Raw genomic sequence first — 20,461 nt, 5'->3', positions numbered from 1 at the left:
AACATGCGAAGACGCAGGAGTTTTTTGTGAAAAAATGGATGGGTAAAAGTGCCCTCTGGTTATTAGGCAGCTTGATGTGCAGCTCTGCATTGGCTAGCGAGTTTAGTGCCAGCTTCAAAGGAACAGACATTCAGGAATTTATTAACATTGTCGGGCGGAACCTGCAGAAAACCATCATTGTGGATCCTGCAGTGCGGGGCCAGGTTAATGTTCGCAGTTATGATCTGCTCAATGATGAGCAGTACTACCAGTTTTTCCTCAATGTCCTCGAAGTCTATGGCTTTGCCGTGGTTGAGATGGATAACGGCGTACTCAAGGTCGTCCGTGATAAGGATGCCAAGATTTCTGCTATTCCAGTGGTGGGTGACAACAGCAATATCACCGGCGACCACGTCGTTACCCGCGTCATTGCGGTACGTAATGTCTCGGTCCGTGAACTCTCGCCACTACTGCGTCAGCTTAATGATAATGCCGGTGCGGGTAACGTAGTGCACTATGACCCAGCCAATATCATTATGATCACCGGTCGTGCCGCAACGGTAAACCGTTTGGCGGAGATCATCGAGCGGGTTGACCGTGCTGGTGACAAAGAGATCGATGTGGTTGAGTTGCGCAATGCCTCGGCAGCGGAGATGGTACGTATCGTAGAAGCGCTGAACAAAACGGCAGATGCCAAATCAACCCCAGAATTTCTGCAGCCTAAACTGGTTGCCGATGACCGTACCAATTCCGTATTGCTATCAGGTGATCCGCAGGTGCGTGATCGTCTGCGCCGCCTGATCCGCCAACTGGATGTCGAAATGGCCTCCTCGGGCAATAACCGTGTGGTGTACCTGAAATACGCCAACGCCGAAGAGATGGTAGACGTTCTTAAAGGGGTGTCCGATAACCTGCAGGCAGAAAAGCAGGGCAATGCCAAGGCGACAGCGAACACTAACTCCCAGGTGATGATTTCGGCTCACGTTGATACCAACTCGCTTATCCTGACCGCGCCGCCAGATATCATGCGCGCATTGGAAAACATTATTGCCCAGCTTGATATCCGCCGAGCCCAGGTTCTGATCGAGGCGATGATTGTCGAGCTTGCCGAGGGTGATGGCGTGAACTTCGGGGTGCAGTGGGGCAGTACCGATAGCGGTGGGGTGATCCAGTTTGGTAACTCCGGTGTGCCGATCTCCCAGTACGCCATTGGTCTTGAAGAAGCACAAGAATCGACCAGAACCGAAACCTTCATTAACCCAAATACCGGTCAGGAAGAAACCCGTACCATCACCGAGGATGGTGACTTCAGTACTCTGGCTTCCGTGCTGGGTGGTGTGAATGGTGCCGCGCTCGGTATTGTGATGGGTGACTGGACCATGTTGGTCAATGCCGTTGCCTCGGACCGTAACTCTAATATCTTGTCATCACCGAGTATTACCGTGATGGATAACGGTGAAGCCTCGTTCATTGTCGGTGAGGAAGTCCCTGTTGTAACCGGTTCGACGTCGAGTTCGAACAACGATAACCCATTCCAGACCGTTGAGCGTAAAGAAGTGGGTATCAAGCTCAATGTCACCCCGCAGATCAACGAAGGGGACTCGGTTCAGCTGAAAATTGAGCAGGAAGTCTCTAACGTACTGGGTGCCGATGGCGCTGTCGATGTGCGTTTCTCCAAGCGTCAATTGACCACCAATGTCTTGATCCAGGACGGCCAGATGCTGGCGTTGGGTGGTTTGATCCAAGAGCAGACCAACGAGAGCGAGCAGAAAATTCCAATTCTGGGTGACATCCCGGTACTGGGCCACTTGTTCAAGTCAACCAATACCACGACGGGTAAAACCAACCTGATGGTCTTCATCAAGCCGACCATTATCCGTGATGGGGTGACGGCAGATGGTATTACCCAGCGTAAGTACAACTACATTCGTGCTGAGCAGCTGTTCAAGGCGGATAAGGGTTTGCGCCTAATGCCTGAAACCGATGTGCCGGTTCTGCCGAAATACGGCGAGGATATCTCACTACCGCCAGAGGTACGCGCCTTTGTTGCCCAGTTGGAGAATGACCAGTAATGCATGATGTAAGCCAGGAACAGGATAAGCAGCCGCTGTTCCGGCTGCCTTTCTCTTTTGCCAAGCGCCACCGGGTGGTGCTTGAAGCATTGGATCAGGATGTTGCCTTGTATTACAGCGGCCAGTTGTCAGGTGCGGTTTTGGCCGAGATCCGTCGGGTTGCCGGTGGTAGTTTTGTGCCACATGCACTGGAAGACAAGGCATTCGAGCTGAAATTGACCGAAGCTTATCAGCGCGACTCGTCTGAGGCCCGCCAGTTGATGGAAGATTTGGGCTCGGATAGTGATGACTTTTTCTCTCTGGCCGAGGAACTACCGGAAACTGAGGATCTGCTGGAATCGGAAGATGATGCGCCAATCATCAAGTTGATTAACGCCATGCTGGCCGAAGCGATCAAAGAGGCGGCATCGGATATCCATATCGAGACTTTCGAAAAAGTGCTGTCGATCCGTTTCCGGGTCGATGGTGTGTTGCGTGAAGTCCTGCAGCCAAGCCGCAAACTGGCCCCGCTGTTGGTTTCTCGTATCAAGGTAATGGCAAGATTGGATATTGCCGAGAAGCGGGTCCCGCAGGATGGCCGTATCTCGTTGCGTATCGGTGGCCGTGCGGTAGATGTGCGTGTATCAACCATGCCATCTTCCCATGGTGAGCGGGTGGTATTGCGTCTTCTGGATAAGAACGCGACCCGTTTGGATCTCTACAGTCTTGGCATGACCGAAGCCAACCATGCCAACTTCCGTCATATTATTGAGCGCCCGCACGGGATTATCCTAGTGACCGGCCCGACGGGTTCGGGTAAGTCGACCACCTTGTATGCCGGCCTACAGGAGCTCAATGGTAAGGAACGTAATATCCTGACGGTTGAAGACCCGATTGAATTTGATATCGACGGTATCGGCCAGACCCAGGTAAACCCGAAGGTTGATATGACTTTCGCCCGTGGCCTTCGTGCGATTTTGCGTCAGGACCCAGATGTGGTGATGGTCGGTGAGATCCGTGACCTCGAGACGGCTTCTATTGCAGTACAGGCGTCGTTGACCGGCCACATGGTGATGTCCACCCTTCACACCAACACAGCTGTGGGTGCCATTACGCGTTTGCGTGATATGGGGATTGAACCCTTCCTGGTGTCTTCTTCACTGCTTGGCGTACTAGCCCAGCGCCTGGTCCGTACCTTGTGCCCGACCTGTCGCGAACCCTATGAAGCCGATAATGAGCAGAAGAAGTTGTTCGGTGTATCAGCAGATGAAGATTTGACGCTCTACCATGCCAAGGGCTGTGAAGCGTGTAACAACAAAGGCTATCGCGGCCGTACAGGTATTCACGAGCTATTACTGATTGATGATCAGGTACAGGAGCTGATCCATGCTGAGGCCGGTGAGATGGCGATAGAAAAAGCCATTCGCGCCCATACCCCAAGTATTCGTGATGATGGTCTGTCGAAGGTCAAGGCCGGTATCACTACCCTTGAGGAAGTGATGCGGGTGACCAAGGAGGGCTAACCGATGGCGGCGTTTGAATACAAAGCCCTGGATGCCAAAGGGCGCCAGAAAAAAGGGGTTCTCGAAGGGGATACCGCGCGGCAGATCCGCCAGCAACTCCGTGAGCAGGGGATGATCCCGGTTGAAGTGGTGCAAACTCACGAGCGCGAGAAGAAAAAAGCCAGTGGCGGTTTTCAGCTGCGCCGAGGGATCAGTACCACGGAACTGTCTCTTATCACCCGACAGCTTGCGACCTTGGTGCAAGCATCGATGCCGCTAGAGGAATGCCTTAAAGCCGTGGCTGAGCAAAGTGAAAAGCCGCGGCTGAAGAATATGCTGCTGGCCGTTCGCTCGCGGGTGGTCGAAGGTTACACCTTGTCGGATTCGATGGCGGAATACCCGCATATTTTCGATCAGCTGTTCCGGGCCATGGTGGCTGCCGGTGAGAAATCCGGCCATCTGGATACGGTGCTGAACCGCTTGGCGGACTACACCGAAAACCGCCAGAAAATGCGCAGCAAGTTGATGCAGGCGATGATCTACCCAACCATGCTGACCATTATTGCGATAGCCGTCGTGGCCTTCTTGTTGGCCACGGTAGTGCCGAAGATTGTCGACCAGTTCGTTCAGATGGGCCAGCAATTACCGACTATTACCGAGGTCTTGCTTGCGGCCAGTGACTTTGTCCAGAACTGGGGCCTAGTTGTCCTGCTGGTGATTGCTGCCCTGTTCTTGCTGATCAAGATGGCCCTCAAGCGTCCGGACTTCCGGCTGAAGTGGGATCGTTGGGTTATGCGCCTGCCGGTGATAGGTAAGGTCGCTCGGGGCCTGAGTACCTCTCGTTTTGCCCGTACCTTGTCCATCTGTACCTCAAGTGCGATTCCTTTGTTGGAAGGCATGAAGGTCGCCTCGGATGTCATGACCAATACCTGGGTCAACCAACAGATCCAGGAAGCGGCAGACAAAGTGCGCGAAGGTTCAAGCCTGAGGGTTTCTCTCGAGCAAACCAAACTTTTCCCCCCTATGATGCTGCACATGATCGCCAGCGGTGAGCGCAGTGGTGAGCTGGAGCAGATGCTGACCCGTGCGGCCGATAACCAGGACCGAGACTTTGAGTCCTTGGTGAATATGGCGCTGGGGATTTTCGAACCCTTATTGATCGTCGCGATGGCTGGCATCGTGATGTTTATTGTTATTGCTACCCTTATGCCGATCATTGCTTTGAACAACATGGTCGGAATGTAATTTTTGGAGGTTTTTTCAATGCAACGCAAACAACGCGGCTTTACGCTGCTGGAAGTCATGGTCGTAATCGTTATCCTTGGGGTGTTGGCCAGTTTGGTCGTACCTAACCTATTAGGCAACAAGGAAAAAGCTGACCAGCAGAAAGTCGTGACCGATATCAGCGCGTTAGAGCAGGCACTGGATATGTACAAGCTGGACAACAGCGTGTACCCAACGACAGATCAGGGCCTTGAAGCTTTGGTCAGCATGCCTTCTTCTAGCCCTGAGCCACGTAATTACCGTGATGGTGGTTACATCCGCCGTTTGCCGAACGACCCATGGGGTAACCCATACCAGTACGTAATGCCGGGTGAACACGGCGCGGTTGATATCTTCAGCCTAGGCGCTGATGGCCAAGAGGGCGGTGAAGGTGTGAATACCGATATCGGTAACTGGAACATGCTGGACTTCTAAGTCGTGATGATGAGTAAGCGTGCAGCGGGTTTTACCCTGATCGAAATACTGTTGGTGCTGGTGCTATTGGCAACCAGTGCTGTGGCAGTCATCGTGGCCTTGCCCGAGAGCAAGGAAGATAAAGTCAGGGAAGAAGCTGCGCGCTTTCACCACCTCGTCCAGTTGCTGGGCGAGGATGCTCTGCTTAATGGTTACGACTACGGCGTTCGGGTTGAGCGTAACCGGTACCAGTTTCTTCAGCTAACCAGTCAGGATTGGCAACCACTCGAGTCTTCCAAGTTTTTCACCGAGGTGGAAATGCCTGAAGATGTTCGTTTAGTGGTCGAAATAGGCAGTTACTCTTGGCAGGACAAGGATCGTTTGTTCAAGCCGGGCTCGCTGTTTAATGAAGACTTGTTTGCTGAGCAAACTGATAAAGACAAGATTAAACCACCTCAGGTGGTGGTGATGGCCAGTGGTGAATACACCCCATTTACCTTGGAGTTTGAAGTGACGGGTGAAAACCAATTTTGGCGGGTACAGGCTGATGAGTTGGGGCAACTGTTCTTGCTGCCACCGGGCGAGACTATTGCCAGTGTGCAAGAGAAGGCCCAACCATGAAGCTGTTATCCCCATCACTCAAGCGGAATCGGGGCCTGACCTTACTGGAAGTGCTGGTTGCCTTGGCGGTGTTTGCGACTGCGGCTTTGAGTGTGATGAAGGCGGTTAGCCAGCACCTCAATACCTTGGGTTACCTTGAGGAGAAGACCTTTGCCTCCATGGTCGCCGACAACGAAATGGCCAAGATCAGGCTGTCGGGAGAGATCCCAACCACAGCCAAACGCGGGAAATCCGAACTGGCTGGGCGCGAGTGGTATTGGTCGATAACAAGCACCCAGACGGCAGATGGCTTTTTGCGTGCATTGGATGTCACGGTAACTACAGATGAAGCACGCAAGCAATCGGTAGTAACGCTGAGAACTTATGTTGAGAATTAAAACGTCTTCCGGCCAACGACCCCCTCGCTTGAATAGCGCAAAACAAGCGGGCTTTACCTTGCTGGAGGTATTGGTAGCGATTGCGGTGTTTGCCATGCTGAGCCTGTCAGCCTACCAGGTGATGAATGGTGTACAGCGTAGTGACGAACAATCTCGCGAACACAGTGAGCGGCTTAAGGATATTCAGCGTGCGATGGTAATGATGGATAATGATTTCCGTCAGGTGGTGGCTCGCAAGGTCCGCAATCAAGGTGAGACAACTAGCGACCGTATTTTCCAGAGCAGTGAATATCTGATGGACTCATCGAGCTACGGCATTTTGTTCACCCGTACGGGTTGGCAAAACCCACAACAGATGTTTCCGCGTGGCGAAAACGTCAAGGTGGGCTACCGGATTGTCGATGATCAGCTAGAGCGGGTTTGGTTTAGATACCCTGACAGTGTGGTCGGTACCGAAGCCTTGATCAGGCCGATTTTATCTGGGGTCGAGGAGATGTCGTTCCGCTTCTACAGTGAAAAGAAATGGCTGGAGACCTGGGATAAACCAGCGGCCTTGCCAGAAGGTGTCATGATCAAACTAACGCTTGAAGACTACGGTGAAATTGAGCGGGTCTACATGCTGCCAACCTCGGCATTGGAGGCGAGCAATGACACGTAAATGTGCACCGCCTAAAAAGCAGCGGGGTGTGGCCTTGATTGTGGTGCTGTTGCTGCTGTCACTGATGACCTTGTTGGCTGTACAAATGACCGAAAGGCTGCACCTCAATTTCTACCGGGTCGAAAACCAAATCCAGAACCAGCAAGCCTACTGGTATGCACAGGGGATGGAAGAATTGGCCAAGGTGGCGATCAAACAAGGGGTTGATGATAGTGATACGGTCAACTTGAGCCAGGCTTGGGCAACACAAGGTCAGCGCTATCCACTCGATGGCGGTGAAGCTATCGGCGATATTATTGACCGCCAGGCATGCTTTAACCTAAATGCGTTGTCTGGTGTGCAACCGGAAACAGGAAGTAGCACCAAGCCATACATCGTGACCGTTTTGCAGACTCTGATCGAAGAGACAGGCGTTGATAGCTATGACGCCGAGGTTGTAGCAGATTCGGTATGGGAATATGTCGATACGGATGAAAAGGTCAATGCTGCGTTTGGTGCCGGGGACAGTACCTATGAGGGGTTCCGTCCGCCTTATTTGCCGCCACGGGATTGGATGGCTGATGCCAGTGAGTTGCGAGCAGTCAATGGGGTAACGGCCGCGATTTTTGACAAGGTCCGTCATCAGGTGTGTGCGATTCCGACCACCACATTGGCCATTAATGTTAATACGCTCTATGAACATCAAGCCCCTATCTTGGTGGCATTGTTTTCATCACGGTTGTCGTTGTCAGATGCCCAGAAATTGATTGCCGACCGGCCTTACGACGGTTGGGATAGTGTAGTTGACTTCCTTGGGGAGTCGCAGCTAAGTAGCATTGACGCCGACACAAAAAATCAGGCCAAGAATTATCTGGCGGTCAGCAGTGATTATTTTCAGATGGATACCGAGGTATTGGTCGATCGGTCTAGGGTAAGGCTGGTGGCCTTGCTCAAACGAGATAGTGAAGATTCGGTGACGGTTGTTCGTCGCCGTTATGGAGGAATCAGTGAGCGAATTTCTGACAATCAGGCTAAGTAGCCGTGCTGACCAGCCGGTGCAATGGCTTGTCTGGTCGCCACAACAAAAAGAAGTCATCGCATCGGGCCAGCTAGATGCTATCAGTCAACTCAACGAGATAGCTGACTATGCCAGCCAACGCGTTGTGTACGTACTGGCACCGGCTGCCGATGTGTTGATGACGGAAGTTGCCATCCCGGCAGGGAGCAGTCGTCAGTTATCCGCCGTATTGCCATTCTTATTGGAAGAAGAGCTGGCTCAGGATGTTGATAACCTACATGTCCATCTACTGCAGAAAAGTGGTGATATGGCGCAGGTGGCGGTGGTGGAACACCAGAAAGTCACCTTATGGCTGGCCGCGCTGGAAGATGCCGGCATCGAAGCCAAGGCGCTGATCCCTGACTGTTTGTGTTTACCGCTATTCGACAATGGTTTTACGGCCGCTGAGCTTGATGGCATGTGGCTGATCCGCCAATCGGATTCCTTGGGTGTGGGTGCGGATCGATCCTGGTTAGCACCTTGGCTGCAATCACAGATGGTAGCGCCAGGTAAGAGTGAAGAAGTTAGTGAAGCCAATGACGATCAAGAATCGCAGCAAGATGATGAGCCGGCAAGTGATGAACTTGTGGTGCATTACTATACCCAGGCGCCTGAGGGGATGCCGGGTGTCTGGCAGGCGGAAACGCCGGAACTGGTGATGCAGCTTCTTGCTCAGGGAGCCGCAGAGAGTAAGGTCAACTTACTGTCGGGCCAGTACAAGCAGCAACCAGCATGGCGTAAGTATTTAAAACCTTGGCGTAAGGTGGCTATCGCCGCTGGGGTCTTGTTGTCGGTACTGGTCGTAGAGCATGTGATTTCGGTACAGGCGATGGAAGCGCAAGCACAGGCCTATAAAGCGGAAAGCGAGCGTATTTTCCGCCAGGTGCTGCCCCAGTTCCAGCGTGTCCCGTCACAGAGTTACCTAAGACGACAAATGGACAGTGAGTTGTCCCGGTTGGGTGGCGGCGGCAGCACGGAAGGTATTTTGCTTTGGCTAGCTGAATTGCAACCATCACTGGCCAAGGTTTCGCAGTTGTCGGTGCAGAACTTCCGTTATGACCAAAACCGTAACGAGATGCGCTTTCAGGCTATTGCCTCGGAGTTCCAGCATTTTGAGCAACTAAGGACCCTGTTAGATGAAGACTTTGATGTCGAGCTAGGTCAGTTGAACCGCGAGGGGACCCAAGTAACTGGTGCCATCGTGCTAAGGAGAAAGTCATGAATGCATGGTGGAAAGGGCTAAGCCAGCGTGAGCAAAGGCTAGTACTAGGCGGCGGTATCGCCTTGTTTATCGCCATACTCTATTGGGGAATTTGGCAACCGTTGGCAAACAATGCCGAGAATGCTGAGCGCCGCCTGCAATCTGAGCGCCAGTTGCTAAGTTGGGTATCAACCAAGGCTGATGAAATCTTGTCACTGCGGGCGTCAACCGGTTCAACGGGTTCGGTTAGCGATAAAGGGTTGAATCAGGTCGTCAATGAAACCACTCGCCAGTTCAATATTGAATTGATCCGTATGCAGCCTCGTAGTGAAGCCGTTCAGGTATGGGTGCAACCACTACCGTTTAATACCTTGATCAACTGGTTGGCCTTTTTGCGTGATGAGCACGGTATTGATGCCCAGTTTTTGGATGTATCTAAAGCCGATCGTACAGGTGTTGTTGAAGTTAACCGCTTGCAGTTAGGGCGGGGGTAAGCGTGAAATATAAGTTATTACTGGGTGCCTCGTTTGGTGCGGTGTTGGTTGGAAGCCTAGTGGCACATATTCCTGCAAGTTGGGTATGGCAGCAGGCACCAGCTATTCAAGGATTAGATATATCGGGCATACGTGGTACCCCTTGGCAGGGGACAGCAGCCCAGATCCGCTGGCAGGGTAAGAATTTTGGCCGGGTGCAGTGGGATATGCAAATTTTCTCTTTGCTGACGGGTAAACTGAAAATGGATGTCCGCTTTGGCCAAGGCAGTGAAATGAATTTGCAAGGGCGGGGTTTGGTTGGCTATGCCAGCAGTGGTCCGTTTGCCGAGAACCTGCTGGTCTCTATGCCCGCCAGTGAAGTTATCAAGTATTCCCCAACGGCGTTGCCGGTTGTGGTCAATGGGAACTTAGAACTGACGCTGCGCAACTATCAGTTTGCAGCACCATATTGTGTCCAACTAGACGGTGCCTTGGCATGGACTGCCGCTCAAGTATCTTCACCGTTAGGCGCTTTGGAGCCCGGCCCGGTTATTGCTGACTTAACCTGTGATCAGGGTAAGTTGTTAGCCGATGTCGCTCAATCTTCTGACGATGTGGCCAGTGAATGGCAGGCTTCCCTTGCCCCTGGCAATACTTATTCCTTGTCTGGTTGGTTCAAACCGGGAGCGCAATTTCCGCCCCAGCTTGGTGAGCAACTTAAGTGGTTGGGTAACCCCGATCCCAAGGGGCAGTACAAAATTTCGTATAACGGACGCCTTTAATCGTAATACCCGACTTTTTTCGTCGGGTTAACGTTTTCCCCACAAACTACTTTATTTCCTTTGCGGCTTGCCATTAAATAGCAGTTATTGTCTTGGTTTCCGCTTCAATGGCGGTAGACCGCTTTCCCGGGAATAGGACATAACATGACTGCGGAACACAACAAACCTGAAATTTTGGCGACAGAAGTAGTCGCCCAATCCCGACTGTTCAAGATTGAGTCGCTCGATTTGCGTTTTTCTAATGGTGTTGAGCGAACCTACGAGCGGATGAAACCGTCAGGTCGTCATGCTGTGTTGGTTGTGCCAGTGACAGAGCAGGATGATCTGCTTCTGATCCGAGAGTACTCTGCCGGGACCGAGCGTTATGAGCTTGGCTTTCCTAAAGGGCTGATTGACCAAGGTGAATCGGCAGCCGAAGCGGCAAACCGTGAATTGAAAGAAGAAATCGGCTTTGGCGCCAAGGCACTGCAACCACTAAAGGAAGTGGTGCTGGCACCGTCATACTTCTCGAGCAAAATGACCTTGTTCTTAGCTCAGGATCTCTACCCGGAAAAACTCGATGGTGATGAGCCAGAGCCTCTTCAAATCGTGCGCTGGCCGCTGAGCCAGGCGGAAGAGCTGCTACATCATATGGATTTTGCCGAAGCAAGAAGTATCACAGCCTTGTTCCTGGCATTAAAGCAACTTGGAAAATAGGAGCGAATATGGACTTATCTCACCTGTTGCCACAAGTTATCGATATTGCTCGCTCTTCAGGGCAAGTGATCCTGGATATCTACCAGCGCGGCCAGTTTGAAAAACAAGTAAAGCATGACAACACCCCAGTCACCAGTGCTGACTTGGCAGCCCACAAGTTGGTTGTTCAGCGTTTGTCAGAGTTAACGCCAGATATTCCGGTGTTGTCGGAAGAAGATGCTGATGTCCCATTGACCGAGCGGGCCAAGTGGCAACGGTATTGGCTGGTGGATCCGTTAGACGGCACGCAGGAATTTATTGCCGGGAGCGGTGACTTCGCGACGATTATTGCCTTGGTCGATAACAACAACCCGGTAATGGGGGTTGTTTATGCTCCGGTATCAGGCGTGGTGTATTACGCTTACAACGGCAAAGGTGCATGGAAAACAACGCCGGAAGGCGAGACGGTACGTATCTCTACCCATAAGCATGAGTTACCGACCCAGTCGATTGCTGTCGCGATCAGCCGCCGCCAAGATATCAGTGCTATCACTAACCGGTTAGATCCGGCCCTGAATTATGATTTAGTACCGCTCGGCTCTGCTGCGCTCAAGTCTTGTTTGGTAGCGGAAGGGGCGGTGGATTGTTACCTGCGCCTCGGGCCAACGGGAGAGTGGGATACGGCAGCGACCCAGTGTATTGTTGAAGAAGCAGGGGGGCGTATTCTTAATACCCACCTAACGCCTCTGTCGTATAACGAGCGCGATACGCTAGAGAACCCTAACTTTATTACCCTGGGTGATGAGAGCCTGCCGTGGTCGTCGATATTGACGCCGGATAATCGGTTGATGGAAGTCGACTGACAAAAAAACGGAGCTAATTGGCTCCGTTTTTGTTTGGTTTATTGTAAATGGATTAGGGGTTAGAACAACCGGTTAAGGCCGTTGAGGGCAGCAACCCGGTAAGCCTCTGCCATCGTTGGGTAGTTGAAGGTGGTATTGACGAAATAGTCGAGGCTATTGCCTTCTCCTTTTTGCTCCATGATCGCTTGCCCGATGTGAATGATCTCTGCAGCACGCTCACCAAAGCAGTGGATCCCGAGGATCTCCCGGGTTTCGCGGTGGAATAGGATTTTCAAACTGCCCACTTCCGTTCCGGCGATCTGGGCCCGGGCCAGGTGTTTGAACTGCGAACGACCAACCTCATAAGGGACTTTTTCTGCGGTTAGCTCTTGCTCGGTTTTACCTACCGAACTGATTTCAGGAATGGTATAGATCCCGGTGGGGATATGGTCGATAAGCTGGCCTTCGGCTGCGCCGTTGGCAATGGCCTGGGCCACAAAACGGCCTTGGTCATAAGCAGCACTGGCAAGGCTAGGGTAGCCAATCACATCCCCTACAGCATAGATGTGCTCTACATCAGTGCAATAGTTCTGGTTGACCTTGAGTTGGCCACGGGAATCAGGTTTCAGGCCGACTTTGTCCAAATGGAGTTTGTCCGTATTACCAGTACGTCCGTTGGCATACAGCAGGCAATCGGCACGCATCTTTTTGCCTGACTTCAGATGGAGGATCACCCCGTCTTCGGTCCCCTCAATCTGGTCGTAGACCTCTCCGTTGCGGATCATTACCCCACTGTTCCAGAAGTGGTAGGACAGGGAATCGGAGATTTCGTTGTCGAGAAATTCCAGCAGGCGGTCCCGGGTGTTAATCAAGTCGACCTTGACCCCAAGGCCGCGGAAAATTGAGGCATACTCACTGCCGATAACACCTGCGCCATAGATGATGATATGGCGGGGATCATGCTTGAGCTGCAAAATAGAATCGCTGTCGTAGATCCGGTTATGGGTAAAGTCGACGTCACTAGGTTGGTAAGGACGCGAACCGGTAGCGATGACAAACTTGTCGGCACTGTAGTGCTCTCGGCTACCATCGGGCTTTTTCACTACGACACTGTGGGTACCGGTAAAACACGCTTCACCAAAAATGATGCTGCAGTGGTTACGGTCGTAAAAACCCTGACGCATCCGGGTCTGCTTGTTGACCACGTCTTGGGCGTGCCCGAGGATTTGGCTGAAGGTGCTGTGCAGGCTGGAGTTATTCTTGCAATAGAGCGGGTTCTGGTTGTATTCGATAATACGGCTGACAGCATGGCGTAGCGCTTTGGACGGGATGGTTCCCCAGTGGGTACAGCCGCCACCAACACTGTCTTCACGTTCAATTATTGCCACATTGAATCCGGCTTTGGTTAGCCCCATGGCCGCCCCTTCACCACCTGGACCACTGCCAATGATAATGGCATCAAAGTGTTGGGTAGAAGAGTGTTTGCTTTTTGTCATGCTTGGCCTTATTTATCATCCTTGCAACATTGCTACCGCGTTATTTTAACTTCTTCTAAAGCAAGGTAGAATGAGTGCGCTGCGATAGGGAGCGGGCGATCACGTTGCTGCATTATTTTTGCAGCAAAAGTTGGAGGTAGGTGGGAGTTTTGTTTAGTGCCCAGCGGGGGCGGAGTTTGTGAGCTGGCAGAAAAACTGGCAAGAACGACTTTGATTAAGCGCCAGTCAGGATTTACTATGTTTTGATGGCAGTGAAAAAGCGCGTATAGTGACTATTAATTTGACGCAAGATAATTCAAAGAGAAACAAAAACCCCATGGGAATCAGGGCTCAGCAGAAAGAAAAAACCCGCCGTTCACTGATTGATGCTGCCTTCAATCAGTTAAGTGCTGAACGTAGCTTTTCTAACTTAAGTTTACGGGAAGTGGCCAGAGAGGCCGGCATTGCGCCGACATCGTTTTATCGCCACTTTAAAGATATGGATGAGCTTGGCCTGACAATGGTTGATGAAGGTGGCTTGATCTTACGTCAGCTGATGCGCCAAGCCCGTCAGCGCATTGCCAAAGAAGGCAGTGTGATCCGCACCTCGGTTGAAACCTTTATGGAGTTCATCGAGAGTAGCCCGAACGTATTCCGTTTGCTGTTGCGTGAGCGCTCCGGTACCTCACCGGCATTCCGTGCAGCTGTTGCCCGGGAGATCCAGCATTTTGTCGCGGAACTAACGGAATATCTCGTGGCCAAAACCGGTGTCACCCATGAGGAGGCCTTTACCCAGGCCGAAGCCTCGGTGACCTTGGTCTTCAGTTCTGGGGCAGAAGCTTTGGACTTGGACAACCAAGCCCGCGGTGAGCATGCAGAAAGATTGATTATGCAATTAAGAATGATTGCAAAAGGTGCTTATTGGTACCGTAAAGAGCGTGAGCGTAGAGAGCTCAGGCAAAAACTCTAACTTTATTATGTTGGTGAAAGGATATGAACAAGGAACAAACTAAAGCTGAACGCAAAACGCTGGTATTGTCATTGCTAGCAGGCCTGTGTGGTAATGCGACACTGGCAGTGTTTACTTCAAGCGCGGTGGCGTTTTCTATCTTCCCAGTGATTGCATTCGCATTGGCGCTGTACTGCCTGTACCAGGAGTACTTGAGCAAGCCAATGGCCGAAGGGACACCTGCGATCGCATTTGCCTGTTTCCTCGTCGGTGCATTTGGGTATTCAGGTTTTGTCCGTGCTCAGGTACCGGACATGGGCTCGAACTACTTCCAGTTGATCGTATCGCTAAGCTTGATCATCTGGGTGGCGTATAAGCTTGGTATCATGTCTCCTAAATCACAGTCTGAAGCTTAATAGCCCCTAGACATTGATATTAAAAAAGGCGCCGGAAGGCGCCTTTTTTTATCATTTTGTTATTTACGCTCGAGTAGTACCCCAGCTTCCATATGATGGGTGTATGGGAACTGGTCAAACAGGGCAAAGCGAGTAATGCGGTGCGTTTCAGACAATATCTCTAGGTTGTCCTTCAGCGTATCTGGGTTACATGAAATATACATGATACGGTCATAGCCCTGAACCATACGGCAGGTGCCTTCATCCATGCCTGAACGTGGTGGATCAACGAAAATCGTGTTGCAGTTGTAGCTTTGCAGGTCGATATTCTGATCTTTAAGACGGCGGAACTCACGGCGGCCTTCCATTGCATCAGTAAAGTCTTCTGCCGACATACGGATGATTTGTACATTGTCGATGTTGTTCACGGCAATATTGTATTGTGCCGAGTCAACAGATGGCTTGGCCAACTCTGTTGCCAGAACGCGCTCGAAGTTTTGGGCAAGGGCCAGTGAAAAGTTACCGTTACCACAGTACAACTCCAGTAGATCACCTTGGCTTTCCTGAGTGCAGTCAACCGCCCACTCCAGCATCTTCTGAGCCACTTCACCATTTGGCTGGGTGAAGCTGTTTTCCACCTGCTTATAAGTCAGTACACGGTCATTAACCTGAAGTTTTTCGATTACGAACTCTTGGTCTAGGACAATCTTTTGTTTACGGGCGCGGCCAATGAAATTCAGGTTGAAGCCTTCGTCATTCAGGCGTTGCTTAAGTGCTTTGGCTTCCTTTTCCCACTCGGCATCTAGCTGGCGGTGGTAAAGCAGGGAAACCAAGATTTCACCGCTTAGGGTAGACAGGAAATCTACCTGGAACAGTTTGTGGCGAAGGGCTTTTACTGGCTTCAGTGCATCAACCAGCAGCGGCATTAGGTCATTGATCAGACGGCTGGCTGCTGGAAACTGATCCACGCGGTACTTTTCGCGTGTCTCTTGGTTGAACATGATGTAGTAAAGATCTTCACCTTCATGCCATACACGGAACTCAGCACGCATACGGTAATGCTCGGCAGGAGAGGCAAACACCTCAAGCTCAGGTGTATCAAAATCGGCAAAGATATTTTGAATACGCGCTGCTTTTTCATCTAGCTGCGATTGGTACTCAGCTGGATTGATAGTGGTGGTTGCCATAAAGGTTGCCTCAAACTGCTCAAAATAAGAGCGCCAGATTTTATTGTATTGTTGACCGATGTCCAGTGTTGTGCCGGATAAAATCGTGAATCAGTCGTTATTTCGCGCTCAAAGCAATAACAACTAGACATTCGAATGTAGGATAATTAGCATGCAATTGCGCTGGTTAGCCTGCTTGCAGGCTGGGGAACACGGTGAAATTCCGTGACTGACGCGCAGCGGTGATAGAGAACGAAAGCACATGGACGTACAGTTCCGAACACTGCTTCTACAATCTGCGCAATGCAGGTGCCTGAAGTGGGAAGTTGTTGCCTAGGCGGCCGTCCGGCCACGCTCTTAAGTCCGAAGACCGACCAGTGTATTGAGCACCCAAGAGCTCAGTAATCAACGCGACTTAGGATATCTATATAATGAAAAAAACGCTTTTAGCAGTGGCGTTGGCACAAGTGTGCCTGCCGTCTATGGTCTATGCCGACACTTCAACCGATGAAGTGATGGTCGTGACCGCCAACCGATTTGAGCAATCTGTCAAAAATGTGATTGCCCCTGTCTCTATTGTCACCAAAGATGAAATTGATGCTATCCAAGCTAAGTCTTTGGCTGAAGTATTGCGTCGCCTGCCGGGTGTGCAGGTTGTTTCCGGCGGGTATGGCCAGAACACAGAAGTGTATGTTCGTGGTACGACATCTCGCCATCTATTGGTGATGATTAATGGTGTGCGTATTGGCAGTGCAACGCTTGGCAGTGCTGATTTCAGCCAGATCCCATTGACAGGCATCGAGAGAATCGAGTTTATCCGTGGTTCAAGGGCGGCACTGTATGGTTCAGATGCGGTCGGTGGTGTGCTTAATATCATTACCGCCTATCAGCCGGGAGAGACACTGGCTGAGCTTAGCGCTGGCGCCGGCAGTGATGGTTATTACCAGTTGGGCGGTTCGGTTGCCGGGGCGATTGGCCAAAACAGTTGGGGTAAAATCGCACTAAAAGGTGAGCAGGCGGATGGTTTTTCTGCCCGTAAGGAGCCTTACGAGCAAGACGATGATGGCTTCAAGAACCGTAATGTCGTGGCAGAAATCGGCACTCGGCTAAATGATAATTGGCAGATAAGCCTACAGGGTTATTATCATGATGGCGAAAGCGACTACGATGACGGGTACTTCGACTTTGCCACTGGCGATTTCATTTCTACGCCAAATGCACAAACTGAAGCCTCCCTGTATAACGTAGCAGCGAAAGCAGGTTACTCAGCCGATAACTTTATTAGTGAAGTGACGGTTGCCCAAAACCAGGATGAAGCACGCAACTTCAGCGATATCAGCGACGGTAGTAAAATCAAAACTAAGCGTGATGTGGTGAATTGGCAAAATCATTACCAATTCAATTCAGAACTTGAGTTTGGTGGTGGTTTTGAGTGGTACCGCGATTCGGTATCCAACAGCACGACAGTCCTTTCTGAAGATGAACGCGATAATACTGCACTCTACCTCACATCTATTTACCGTAACGACATGGGCTTGCAGCTTGAAGGTAGTGTGAGGACAGATGATAACGATAGTTATGGACGCAATAACACCTGGCAGCTAGCAGCAGCTTATTCATTCTTTTCTAACTATCAGATCTCTGCCAATGTGGGTACCGCTTTCAAAGCACCGACGTTTAACGACCTTTACTGGCCAGACTCGGGTAATCCGGATCTAGATCCAGAGGAGTCAACCAACTACGAAGTGTCTTTATCGGGCTCGCATCAATGGTTAGATTGGCGAGTGACGGCCTATCAGTCTGAGATTGATCAGCTTATTGCTTGGGCACCTATTGAGCCAGGCAGTACGATATGGAAACCGATGAATGTCGACGAAGCCGAGATCAAAGGGGTAGAGCTAACTGCAGGGTTTAATACCGGTCCGCTGTACCACGATGTTAGCTACGATTACTTGGATGCCGAGGATAGCAGTACTAACAAGCAATTGATCCGCCGCTCCAAACACAACGCCAAGTGGAATATCTCTTATTTACTTGATCAATGGCAGTTTGATGCCAGTGCTTTGTACAAGGGCAAGAGTTATGAAGATGCGGCGAATACAAATAGCTTGGATGCATATACCTTAGTGGATTTGGCAGCCACTTATTACTGGGGTGATAACCTAATCCTACGCGGGCGCATAGCAAATTTATTTGATGAAGACTACGTGGCTAAGGAAACCTATAACGTCCAAGAGCGTAGCTACTACGCCACCGTTACCTATCAGTTCTAAAACCGATAAAAGCCACCTGCTGGTGGCTTTTTTCTTGGAGCCAATACTTATGCGCCCATTAAAAACGATTGTTAGCTGGTCCTCCGGCAAAGACTCCACCCTCACGCTTATCCGCCTGCTTGAAGATCCCCGCTATGACGTAGTGGGTTTATACACCACCTATGTGGAGGATGAAGTACCTTTTCAGGCTACACCTCTTGCTGTTGTCCGTGCCCAGGCCGCTTTGACAGGCCTACCATTAGTTGAAATACCCTTGCCTGAAGTGTTCCCATCGAATGATGTCTATCAATCACTGGTCATAGATGGGTTACGTGCCTGCGGTTTGGGGGTTGAAGCTGTCGCTTTCGGGGATATGTTCTGTAATGGCATTGCCGACTATCGCTGGAGTTATATAGAGCCGGTTGGCTGGCAGTGTGTATTCCCTTTGATGGGGCAAGACAGTTTCGCCTTGGCTGATGAGATGCTCCAGCGTGGGATCAAAACCTTACTGACGACGATTGATACCAGCCAACTAGATGGTGGCTTTTGCGGTCGGTGGTATAACCGCGAACTCATAGCGTCGTTGCCAAAGGGTGTTGATCCGTGTGGTGAAGACGGTGAATTTCACACACTTGTTGTTGAAGCCCCATGCTTTGATGGCAAACTGGAAATCACATTGACACAAATAGAACAGCAAAGCCGCTTTCATTATCAGCGCTATTGTCTAACTTAAAAATAACCTTGGTTATTTTGGTCAAGCATTCAATTCGCAGTATGATGTTGCTCCTTGTGAGCAATACGACAGAGTATAACAGTGAAGCGGGTACTGATTTTTGATTCCGGTGTAGGTGGGTTGTCCGTATATCAGGAGATATATGCGCAGCTGCCTAACGTTCAATATATCTACGCATTCGACGATGCGGCATTTCCCTATGGGGAATTACCCGAAGATGAATTAATCACTCGGACCCGTCATATTGTTTCGCTGTTGGTTGAACGTCACGCTATCGATTTGGTCGTTGTCGCTTGTAATACAGCAAGTACTATTGTTCTGCCAACATTGCGGGATGTGTTATCAATTCCGGTCGTTGGCGTTGTCCCTGCTATTAAACCTGCGGCTACACTCAGCCAGCGAAAAGTAATTGGCTTATTGGCAACGCCGGCAACAGTTCAACGTGAATATACCGAATTATTGATCAGCCAATTTGCTAGCCATTGCCAAGTGCTCAGAATAGGCTCCACGCGTTTGGTCGAAATGGCCGAGCAGAAACTTCGTGGCCAGGCTATTTCATTGACGGAGCTTGAGGCGATTTTAAAACCCTGGCGTAACGTGGTGGACTGTATTGTGTTGGGATGCACTCATTTCCCATTAATTAGAGACGAGATCACCCAGGCACTCGCAGGGGAGGTCACTATTGTTGATTCTGGGCGTGCTATCGCCAATCGGGTAAAAGATTTGCTGGGGGAAGTAGCGGTAACCAGTAAAGAACCAAACCTTACATACAATAGTGCCGCTGGTAATCACACAGCGGCACTTAATAATAGTTTGGCAGCAATGCAGTTAGAACCGGTTAGGTCTCTACACTATCCCCGCCTTTAGGTTCATTAGCTTCTCGTACTTTCAGGGTGCGCTGGCCATATTCCTTGTCATTTAATTGAGCGATAGCGTTATCAGCATCGTTACTGCTCATCACAACAAAGCCAAAACCACGTCGCTTGCCGGTTCGCTTATCTTTCATTAGGCGAACGGCAAATACTTCACCGTGTTCAGAGAATAATTTCTTTACTTCACTTTCATTGGCTCGGTAAGGAAGGTTGCCAACATAGAGGGTTTTACTGGCTTGCGCGGTATTTGATTCTGCAGAAGAAGATTGGGCAGGAATAAGCGGTAGGATATAAGCAGTACAAATAGCACCAAGCGCAAAGGCTATTCCGGGATAGATGGGGAGAAAACTAAATACTAAGCCCCCAACAACAGCGATTGCGAGAACCGGCATAAGAGATTGTTTGGATAATTTCATAAGTTAACTACATCGTCATAAGAAAAAAGAAAGAAGGCGTTATTGGTTATTTTAACAACAAAGTCACATTGATATTACTTTCATTGACTTGGAATTGCTAGATTGTGAGTGTGACGGCCCTCTAATGTTGAAATTAGAGCCGTTTATCTCACATTAGTTGAAATAATCAGCAGGTGGAAATTTTTTTAAAGAAAACCCTTGTCAGGATGAATCAAGTCTCTATAATGCCGCCTCACTGACACGGAGCACGGCAACTTAAGCCGCTAACCAATCAGTATTGTTCTTTAACAATTTGACCATGCAATCTGTGTGGGCACTCGTGAAATGAT

At 50.5% G+C, this 20,461-nt stretch carries 21 protein-coding genes and 1 riboswitch; of the genes, 18 read left to right on the top strand and 3 right to left on the bottom strand.

Going from position 1 to position 20,461, the window contains the following annotated elements:
* Positions 1-26 precede the first annotated feature (26 nt).
* The 13 genes from gspD to cysQ all read left to right on the top strand — a co-directional run bounded on the left by gspD (position 27) and on the right by cysQ (position 11,895).
* Positions 27-2,051 carry a type II secretion system secretin GspD gene (gene gspD / locus BIZ37_RS11800; protein WP_370577338.1) on the top strand — a complete coding sequence of 675 codons (2,025 nt, stop codon included), beginning with the start codon at positions 27-29 and terminating at the stop codon, positions 2,049-2,051.
* The gene (gspE, locus tag BIZ37_RS11795) at positions 2,051-3,553 is read left to right on the top strand and encodes a type II secretion system ATPase GspE (protein ID WP_187461680.1); all 1,503 of its coding nucleotides are present in this window, start codon (positions 2,051-2,053) and stop codon (positions 3,551-3,553) included. The genes gspD and gspE overlap by 1 nt, the downstream gene beginning before the upstream one ends.
* Positions 3,554-3,556: 3 nt before the next feature.
* Positions 3,557-4,777 (top strand): type II secretion system inner membrane protein GspF, encoded by a 1,221-nt coding sequence (gspF, locus tag BIZ37_RS11790; RefSeq protein ID WP_187461679.1) that lies wholly within the window; start codon positions 3,557-3,559, stop codon positions 4,775-4,777.
* Between the two features lie 18 nt (positions 4,778-4,795).
* A complete protein-coding gene (gene gspG / locus BIZ37_RS11785; protein ID WP_158264586.1) occupies positions 4,796-5,230 on the top strand; it encodes a type II secretion system major pseudopilin GspG in 435 nt (144 codons plus the stop codon).
* Between the two features lie 9 nt (positions 5,231-5,239).
* Entirely contained in the window at positions 5,240-5,830 is a 591-nt protein-coding gene (gspH, locus tag BIZ37_RS11780) for a type II secretion system minor pseudopilin GspH (RefSeq protein WP_107300337.1), read from the top strand.
* Positions 5,827-6,207 carry a type II secretion system minor pseudopilin GspI gene (gene gspI / locus BIZ37_RS11775; RefSeq protein ID WP_187461678.1) on the top strand — a complete coding sequence of 127 codons (381 nt, stop codon included), beginning with the start codon at positions 5,827-5,829 and terminating at the stop codon, positions 6,205-6,207. Before gspH ends, gspI begins: the two co-directional genes overlap by 4 nt.
* Entirely contained in the window at positions 6,194-6,865 is a 672-nt protein-coding gene (gene gspJ / locus BIZ37_RS11770) for a type II secretion system minor pseudopilin GspJ (protein WP_187461677.1), read from the top strand. The genes gspI and gspJ overlap by 14 nt, the downstream gene beginning before the upstream one ends.
* Positions 6,855-7,883, top strand: a complete 1,029-nt coding sequence (gene gspK, locus BIZ37_RS11765; RefSeq protein ID WP_187461676.1) for a type II secretion system minor pseudopilin GspK — start codon at positions 6,855-6,857, stop codon at positions 7,881-7,883. The genes gspJ and gspK overlap by 11 nt, the downstream gene beginning before the upstream one ends.
* Positions 7,852-9,123 carry a type II secretion system protein GspL gene (gene gspL, locus BIZ37_RS11760; protein WP_370577337.1) on the top strand — a complete coding sequence of 424 codons (1,272 nt, stop codon included), beginning with the start codon at positions 7,852-7,854 and terminating at the stop codon, positions 9,121-9,123. The genes gspK and gspL overlap by 32 nt, the downstream gene beginning before the upstream one ends.
* Positions 9,120-9,596, top strand: coding sequence for a type II secretion system protein M (locus tag BIZ37_RS11755; protein ID WP_107300264.1), 477 nt, complete (start codon positions 9,120-9,122; stop codon positions 9,594-9,596). Before gspL ends, BIZ37_RS11755 begins: the two co-directional genes overlap by 4 nt.
* Positions 9,597-9,598: 2 nt before the next feature.
* Positions 9,599-10,357 carry a type II secretion system protein N gene (locus tag BIZ37_RS11750; RefSeq protein WP_187461674.1) on the top strand — a complete coding sequence of 253 codons (759 nt, stop codon included), beginning with the start codon at positions 9,599-9,601 and terminating at the stop codon, positions 10,355-10,357.
* Between the two features lie 144 nt (positions 10,358-10,501).
* The gene (gene nudE, locus BIZ37_RS11745) at positions 10,502-11,053 is read left to right on the top strand and encodes an ADP compounds hydrolase NudE (RefSeq protein ID WP_187461673.1); all 552 of its coding nucleotides are present in this window, start codon (positions 10,502-10,504) and stop codon (positions 11,051-11,053) included.
* Positions 11,054-11,061: 8 nt separating this feature from the next.
* On the top strand, positions 11,062-11,895 hold the full coding sequence (cysQ, locus tag BIZ37_RS11740) for a 3'(2'),5'-bisphosphate nucleotidase CysQ (protein WP_187461672.1): 834 nt from the start codon (positions 11,062-11,064) through the stop codon (positions 11,893-11,895).
* A 59-nt stretch (positions 11,896-11,954) separates the two neighbouring features.
* Here the strand turns inward: cysQ and sthA are convergent, their stop codons facing one another.
* Positions 11,955-13,370 carry a Si-specific NAD(P)(+) transhydrogenase gene (sthA, locus tag BIZ37_RS11735; RefSeq protein ID WP_187461671.1) on the bottom strand — a complete coding sequence of 472 codons (1,416 nt, stop codon included), beginning with the start codon at positions 13,368-13,370 and terminating at the stop codon, positions 11,955-11,957.
* 316 nt (positions 13,371-13,686) lie between these two features.
* Between sthA and fabR the strand changes: the two genes are divergently transcribed.
* Positions 13,687-14,319: an HTH-type transcriptional repressor FabR gene (gene fabR / locus BIZ37_RS11730; RefSeq protein ID WP_187461670.1), complete on the top strand. Its 633-nt coding sequence runs from the start codon at positions 13,687-13,689 to the stop codon at positions 14,317-14,319.
* 23 nt (positions 14,320-14,342) lie between these two features.
* A complete protein-coding gene (locus BIZ37_RS11725) occupies positions 14,343-14,714 on the top strand; it encodes a YijD family membrane protein (RefSeq protein ID WP_107300258.1) in 372 nt (123 codons plus the stop codon).
* 59 nt (positions 14,715-14,773) lie between these two features.
* Here the strand turns inward: BIZ37_RS11725 and trmA are convergent, their stop codons facing one another.
* On the bottom strand, positions 14,774-15,880 hold the full coding sequence (gene trmA / locus BIZ37_RS11720) for a tRNA (uridine(54)-C5)-methyltransferase TrmA (protein ID WP_187461669.1): 1,107 nt from the start codon (positions 15,878-15,880) through the stop codon (positions 14,774-14,776).
* Between the two features lie 146 nt (positions 15,881-16,026).
* Positions 16,027-16,253, top strand: a riboswitch (cobalamin riboswitch).
* A gap of 37 nt (positions 16,254-16,290) precedes the next feature.
* Between trmA and BIZ37_RS11715 the strand changes: the two genes are divergently transcribed.
* From BIZ37_RS11715 to murI, 3 genes are all read left to right on the top strand, one after another.
* Positions 16,291-18,132 (top strand): TonB-dependent receptor domain-containing protein, encoded by a 1,842-nt coding sequence (locus BIZ37_RS11715; RefSeq protein WP_187461668.1) that lies wholly within the window; start codon positions 16,291-16,293, stop codon positions 18,130-18,132.
* 49 nt (positions 18,133-18,181) lie between these two features.
* Positions 18,182-18,844, top strand: coding sequence for an adenine nucleotide alpha hydrolase (locus tag BIZ37_RS11710; protein ID WP_187461667.1), 663 nt, complete (start codon positions 18,182-18,184; stop codon positions 18,842-18,844).
* An 81-nt stretch (positions 18,845-18,925) separates the two neighbouring features.
* On the top strand, positions 18,926-19,711 hold the full coding sequence (gene murI / locus BIZ37_RS11705; RefSeq protein ID WP_187461666.1) for a glutamate racemase: 786 nt from the start codon (positions 18,926-18,928) through the stop codon (positions 19,709-19,711).
* Here murI and BIZ37_RS11700 read toward each other — a convergent pair.
* On the bottom strand, positions 19,683-20,132 hold the full coding sequence (locus tag BIZ37_RS11700) for an RNA-binding protein (RefSeq protein ID WP_187461665.1): 450 nt from the start codon (positions 20,130-20,132) through the stop codon (positions 19,683-19,685). The genes murI and BIZ37_RS11700 overlap by 29 nt on opposite strands.
* Between the last annotated feature and the right edge of the window lie 329 nt (positions 20,133-20,461).

Origin of the sequence: Photobacterium sp. BZF1 (genome assembly GCF_014349205.1) — a bacterium.
Taxonomy (GTDB): Bacteria; Pseudomonadota; Gammaproteobacteria; order Enterobacterales; family Vibrionaceae; genus Photobacterium.
This window is presented reverse-complemented; position numbering and strand designations above follow the sequence as displayed.

Coding starts and splice junctions, on each gene's coding strand:
- gspE (WP_187461680.1), top strand. CDS start 2,051: ATGCATGATGTAAGCCAGGAACAGGATAAGCAGCCGCTGTTCCGGCTG.
- gspF (WP_187461679.1), top strand. CDS start 3,557: ATGGCGGCGTTTGAATACAAAGCCCTGGATGCCAAAGGGCGCCAGAAA.
- gspG (WP_158264586.1), top strand. CDS start 4,796: ATGCAACGCAAACAACGCGGCTTTACGCTGCTGGAAGTCATGGTCGTA.
- gspH (WP_107300337.1), top strand. CDS start 5,240: ATGAGTAAGCGTGCAGCGGGTTTTACCCTGATCGAAATACTGTTGGTG.
- gspI (WP_187461678.1), top strand. CDS start 5,827: ATGAAGCTGTTATCCCCATCACTCAAGCGGAATCGGGGCCTGACCTTA.
- gspJ (WP_187461677.1), top strand. CDS start 6,194: ATGTTGAGAATTAAAACGTCTTCCGGCCAACGACCCCCTCGCTTGAAT.
- gspK (WP_187461676.1), top strand. CDS start 6,855: ATGACACGTAAATGTGCACCGCCTAAAAAGCAGCGGGGTGTGGCCTTG.
- BIZ37_RS11755 (WP_107300264.1), top strand. CDS start 9,120: ATGAATGCATGGTGGAAAGGGCTAAGCCAGCGTGAGCAAAGGCTAGTA.
- nudE (WP_187461673.1), top strand. CDS start 10,502: ATGACTGCGGAACACAACAAACCTGAAATTTTGGCGACAGAAGTAGTC.
- cysQ (WP_187461672.1), top strand. CDS start 11,062: ATGGACTTATCTCACCTGTTGCCACAAGTTATCGATATTGCTCGCTCT.
- sthA (WP_187461671.1), bottom strand. CDS start 13,370: ATGACAAAAAGCAAACACTCTTCTACCCAACACTTTGATGCCATTATC.
- fabR (WP_187461670.1), top strand. CDS start 13,687: ATGGGAATCAGGGCTCAGCAGAAAGAAAAAACCCGCCGTTCACTGATT.
- BIZ37_RS11725 (WP_107300258.1), top strand. CDS start 14,343: ATGAACAAGGAACAAACTAAAGCTGAACGCAAAACGCTGGTATTGTCA.
- trmA (WP_187461669.1), bottom strand. CDS start 15,880: ATGGCAACCACCACTATCAATCCAGCTGAGTACCAATCGCAGCTAGAT.
- BIZ37_RS11715 (WP_187461668.1), top strand. CDS start 16,291: ATGAAAAAAACGCTTTTAGCAGTGGCGTTGGCACAAGTGTGCCTGCCG.
- BIZ37_RS11710 (WP_187461667.1), top strand. CDS start 18,182: ATGCGCCCATTAAAAACGATTGTTAGCTGGTCCTCCGGCAAAGACTCC.
- BIZ37_RS11700 (WP_187461665.1), bottom strand. CDS start 20,132: ATGAAATTATCCAAACAATCTCTTATGCCGGTTCTCGCAATCGCTGTT.